The organism is Aquisalimonas sp. (genome assembly GCF_007120195.1).
Classification (GTDB): domain Bacteria; phylum Pseudomonadota; class Gammaproteobacteria; order Nitrococcales; family Aquisalimonadaceae; genus Aquisalimonas.
Window position 1 is genome coordinate 1 of the sequence record NZ_SKOG01000252.1, and the last position, 4,388, is coordinate 4,388.

General features: G+C 63.4%; 4 protein-coding genes, 3 tRNA genes and 1 other RNA gene. 6 read left to right on the forward strand and 2 right to left on the reverse strand.

Features of this window, described 5'->3' with window-relative positions; genetic code table 11:
- The coding region (locus QZT63_RS17615) for a MerC family mercury resistance protein (protein ID WP_290653021.1) at positions 1 to 1,064 on the forward strand (1,064 nt) is incomplete at its 5' end.
- A gap of 183 nt (positions 1,065 to 1,247) precedes the next feature.
- Here QZT63_RS17615 and QZT63_RS17620 read toward each other — a convergent pair.
- On the reverse strand, positions 1,248 to 1,913 hold the full coding sequence (locus QZT63_RS17620; RefSeq protein WP_290653023.1) for an energy-coupling factor ABC transporter permease: 666 nt from the start codon (positions 1,911 to 1,913) through the stop codon (positions 1,248 to 1,250).
- 133 nt (positions 1,914 to 2,046) lie between these two features.
- A complete protein-coding gene (gene galE, locus QZT63_RS17625) occupies positions 2,047 to 3,030 on the reverse strand; it encodes a UDP-glucose 4-epimerase GalE (RefSeq protein WP_290653025.1) in 984 nt (327 codons plus the stop codon).
- A 480-nt stretch (positions 3,031 to 3,510) separates the two neighbouring features.
- Here galE and QZT63_RS17630 point away from each other — a divergent pair.
- From QZT63_RS17630 to QZT63_RS17650, 5 genes are all read left to right on the forward strand, one after another.
- A tRNA-Tyr gene (locus QZT63_RS17630) sits at positions 3,511 to 3,595 on the forward strand.
- Between the two features lie 41 nt (positions 3,596 to 3,636).
- A non-coding RNA gene (locus tag QZT63_RS17635) (RtT sRNA) lies at positions 3,637 to 3,772 on the forward strand.
- Between the two features lie 246 nt (positions 3,773 to 4,018).
- Positions 4,019 to 4,092: transfer RNA gene (locus QZT63_RS17640), tRNA-Gly, on the forward strand.
- Between the two features lie 44 nt (positions 4,093 to 4,136).
- Positions 4,137 to 4,211: transfer RNA gene (locus QZT63_RS17645), tRNA-Thr, on the forward strand.
- A 75-nt stretch (positions 4,212 to 4,286) separates the two neighbouring features.
- Positions 4,287 to 4,388: GTP-binding protein (locus QZT63_RS17650; protein WP_290653027.1), on the forward strand; the 102-nt coding region annotated here is incomplete at its 3' end.

The window sequence follows — 4,388 nt, forward strand, 5'->3', positions numbered from 1 at the left end:
AGGCGGTGCTCGAGTCCTTTGCCGGTGTGGGCTACCCCTTCCATGGCGATGCGATCAAGCCCGGTGATACGACGCTCGATATCGGTGCCGGCGCGGGGGTTGATGCCCTGATTGCCGCAAGAATCGTCGGGCCCGGTGGCCACGTCATCGGGCTGGATCTGACGCCGGCCATGACGGGCAAGCTCCAGCAGACGGCCGGCGAGGTTGGTACGGATAATCTCAGCGTGCTGCAGGCCTCGGCGGAGCGGCTGCCTCTGGCCACGGGTAGTGTGGATAGCATCACCAGCAACGGTGCTCTCAATCTGGTGCCTGGCAAGCGCCGGGCCGTGGCTGAGATGTTTCGCGTGCTGCGCCCGGGCGGGCGGCTGCAGATTGCCGATGTGGTGATTGACCGGCCTGTGAGTGTGGATTGCCACACCGATCCGCGACTGTGGGTGGAGTGCGTGGTCGGCGCAACCGTGGACGAAGACTTTCTGGCGATGTTCCGTGACGCCGGCTTCGAAGACGTTCGCCTCGTGCGCACCATCGATTACTTCTCCCATAGCCCGAGCCGCCAGACCCGGGAGGTCGCCGCCAGCTTCGGCGCGCGTTCCGTGGAAGTGTCCATGCGCCGAGGCGCCGAGGCGCCGAGCCGGGCCGTGCAGTGGCTGCGGCGCATGAGCCCGCGGCGGGTGGCTGCCTCGATGTGGCGCCGGGGGGTCATGGGTGTTGCCGGGCTGGGCATGGCCATTCTGGCCTGCTACGGCGGCATGGCGGCGCTGGGGTTACTGGCGGTACTGGGGATGGGCCTCGCCTTTGACGAGACGCTCTGGGCAGGGGCGATTTTTCTGTTCGCGGCGCTGACGCTCGGGGCGGTCCTCCCGGGCATGAAGTACCACGGGGCGTACGGGCCGGGGCTCCTGGGCGGTGCCGGTGTCGCGGTCATCGGTTTCGTGATGTTCGTCCAGTACAACATGCTGATCGAACTTCTCGGGTTCCTGCTGCTGGCGGTGGCCGTGTGGCGGGATGTTCGTTTGCGGCGCCGCGAGGAGAGGCGGGTGCTCGGCTTGGAGTCGCAGGTGTAGCATGAGGCGCGCGCCTGCGGCGCTGTGTTATTGACGGCGGGTTACGCTTCGCTAACCCGCCCTATGTCCTTCGTTCGGCGTCGTGCCAGATTGATGGCATGGCTCTTGTAGGGTGGATTAGCGAAGCGTAATCCACCGTATCGACCCCCGATCGCGCCAACATGCAGCCACGGGTTGTGGCAATTACTTGCCATGGATATAGTCGCGGTCATCAAATGTCCGCACCCATTGCGGCCGTAGCACCACCAGAATCGTGATGATCATTCCCGTCAAAAAGCCCTCCGGGAACATGATCAGGGGCATGATGGCGAGATAATCGTAGAGGACGATCGCTGCGGGATAGGCGTCCAGCGCGAGAAGCAATACCCCTGATACCAGTATCACCACGCCGACGGCGAGCATGGCTCCCAGGAACGCGACGACAAAAATGTAGACGAAGAAGTTGTGGGGGAGGCGCTTGTAGGCCTGCAAGCCAATCCAGTGCGTGATCAGTGCCGGCAGCACAGCCAGCAACAGGCCGTTCATCGCAAACGCTTGCCAGTCGTAGACGCCAATCGAGCTCACGGCCGCGAGGGCAGCACTGGCGGCGACAATGGCGAATGACAGGCCAAAGATCAGTGTGAGCGCGGTCGCACCGAGCAAATGCAGTTCAAGGCCCGGATGAATGCCTGCGTTCATGGACCAGGAAATCGCGACGCAGGCGATGCCGCCAATGAACAGGGATTCAAGCCGGTTCGCCTTGAGTACTGGCCACGGAGCCGCACGCAGCGCCGGCACCAGTGCTGCGATGTAAAACGGCCAGGACAGCCAGACCACAAAGGCCGGCAACAGGCTTGGATCCACATTCATAGCTCAGGGCCGTCCAGCGAACGCCAGCCTTCCATTGGCAATGGTACACGACTATTAGGGTGTCGCCCGGGGCGACGGCCGCGATTGCCCGGTAGGCTGGAGGGGTGTGATCCACCACCTACCCATCAAGAACTCAATATCTCTTGTTTCGCTCCCACTCCAACGCTGTGCGCACGATGGTCTCGAGATCGTCGTACTGCGGTGTCCAACCCAAGCGCTCACGGATGCGATCGGCGTTGGCCACGAGTCGGGCGGGGTCGCCGGGACGGCGGTCGGTGTAGGTGACGTTGAGCGGGGAGCCGGCGACGCGGTTCACCGTCTCCAATACTTCCAGCACGCTGTAGCCGTGGCCGTAGCCGCAGTTGAGGGTGAGAGATGTGCCATTATTCCGCAGGTGGTCCAGTGCCAGGACGTGGGCGTGGGCCAGGTCTTCCACATGGATATAGTCGCGGATGCACGTACCGTCCGGGGTGGGGTAATCGGTGCCGAAGACGTTGATGCCTTCGCGCACGCCGGCGGCGGCTTCGGCGGCGACCTTGATCAGCAGCGTGGCCTTGGGGGTGGACTGGCCGATCACGCCATCGATCGATGAGCCGGCGACGTTGAAGTAGCGCAGGCTGACATGGTTGAGCTCACCGGCGGTGGCCAGATCCTCGAGCATCCATTCGGTGGCGAGTTTCGAGCGGCCATAGGGGTTGATGGGCGCGAGCGGGCTGTCTTCGCTGGCCGTGTCGCCGTCCGCTTCGCCGTACACCGCGGCGGTGGAGGAGAACACCACCCGGCGCACCCCCTCGGCCACACAGGCCTCGAGCAGAATACGGCTGTTATTGGTGTTGTTGCGGTAGTACTTGAGGGGGTCGGCGACGGATTCCGGCACCACGGTGTGGGCGGCGAAATGCATCACCGTGTCGACAGCATGATCCCGGAGCAGACGTTTGATCAACTCGGCGTCGCCGGTGTCGCCGATGACGAGTTCAGAGCCCTCGGTGGCCTCCCGGAATCCCGTTGAGAGGTTGTCGAGCACAAGCACACGCTCGTGCCGCTGCACCAGCTGGCGCGCCACGTGGCTCCCAATGTAGCCCGCGCCGCCAGTGACTAGAACGGTTGATGTGGTCAAATCTGTCCCCTGATATATTGGTGCCCGATCGAGCCGCCATTATGGACAGCTGCCATCGCCCCCCGCAACGCATGCAGCGGTTCAACGGTGTCGGAGCGCCGTTGGCGCGATCTGTTCGACGGTGCATTACGCCTTCGGCTAATGCCCCCTACACCCTCGCCCCACCGCCGAGGCTGATCGAAGGATGTAGGGTGGATTAGCGCAGCGTAATCCACCGTTGATGACGTGGCGCCGCAGGCGCGGATTGTTTAACGGTGCATTACGCCTTCGGCTAATGCCCCCTACACCCTCGCCCCGCCGCCGCGGCTAATCGAAGAATGTAGGGTGGATTAGCGCAAGCGTAATCCACCGTTGATGACGTGGCGCCGCAGGCGCGCAACCCGGTAGGCTATGCTTTGACGTTTGCCCGCGCGATTCTCGGGCTTACAGGGCAGTTGACAGCAAAGCCGCTTCTGGCGCAAAGTACCGCGCTCGAAAATCGGAGGGGTTCCCGAGCGGTCAAAGGGGGCAGACTGTAAATCTGCTGGCAAAGCCTTCGGAGGTTCGAATCCTCCCCCCTCCACCAATGAGCACGTGCAGGCTGCTGTGAGCGCTGGCACGGCAAGGAGCGAAAGCTGCTAGGGGAGGGTTCGAACCGAGAGAGGTTCGAGCGGCTCGCGAAGCGAGCCACAACGTTGCCGCGTAGCGGCAACGGCCCGGAGGGCGAGGCGCGCAGCGCCGAGTAATCCTCCCCCCTCCACCAATGAGCACGTGTAGGCTGCTGTGAGCGCTGGCGAGCACGTGCAGGCTGCTGCGAGCGCCGGTGAGCAGGCGCAGGTTGGTGTGAGCACGCGTGAGCTGCTGTCTGTGCGCGCTGGCACGTTGAGCATGTGCCGGGCGGATTGGGCGCCGGCGCAGGTCAGTCGGGTGCTTGGCTGCAGGCGCGGCTATTGTTCGTTTGACGGGTTTCGGATGGTCGGCTGGTATCGCGCCGTATCCTGAAAGGCATGCGGGTGTAGTTCAACGGTAGAACCTCAGCCTTCCAAGCTGATGATGTGGGTTCGATTCCCATCACCCGCTCCAAATTGAGGGCCCGCGTCTGAGCGGGCCGCGAGAGTTTCAGCAAGGCCCATATAGCTCAGCGGTAGAGCACTCCCTTGGTAAGGGAGAGGTCGGCGGTTCAAATCCGCCTATGGGCTCCATCTTCCAAGCGTGTTCGTCGGCGGGCCGCGGCCGCGGTTGCTGGCGTGGAAACAAGGAAAGGCCGGGAGATCTCCATGTCCAAGAGCAAGTTTGAGCGTAAGAAGCCGCACTGCAACGTGGGAACGATTGGTCACGTTGACCATGGTAAGACGACGCTGACGGCGGCGCTGACGAAG

Coding starts and splice junctions, on each gene's coding strand:
- QZT63_RS17620 (WP_290653023.1), bottom strand. CDS start 1,913: ATGAATGTGGATCCAAGCCTGTTGCCGGCCTTTGTGGTCTGGCTGTCC.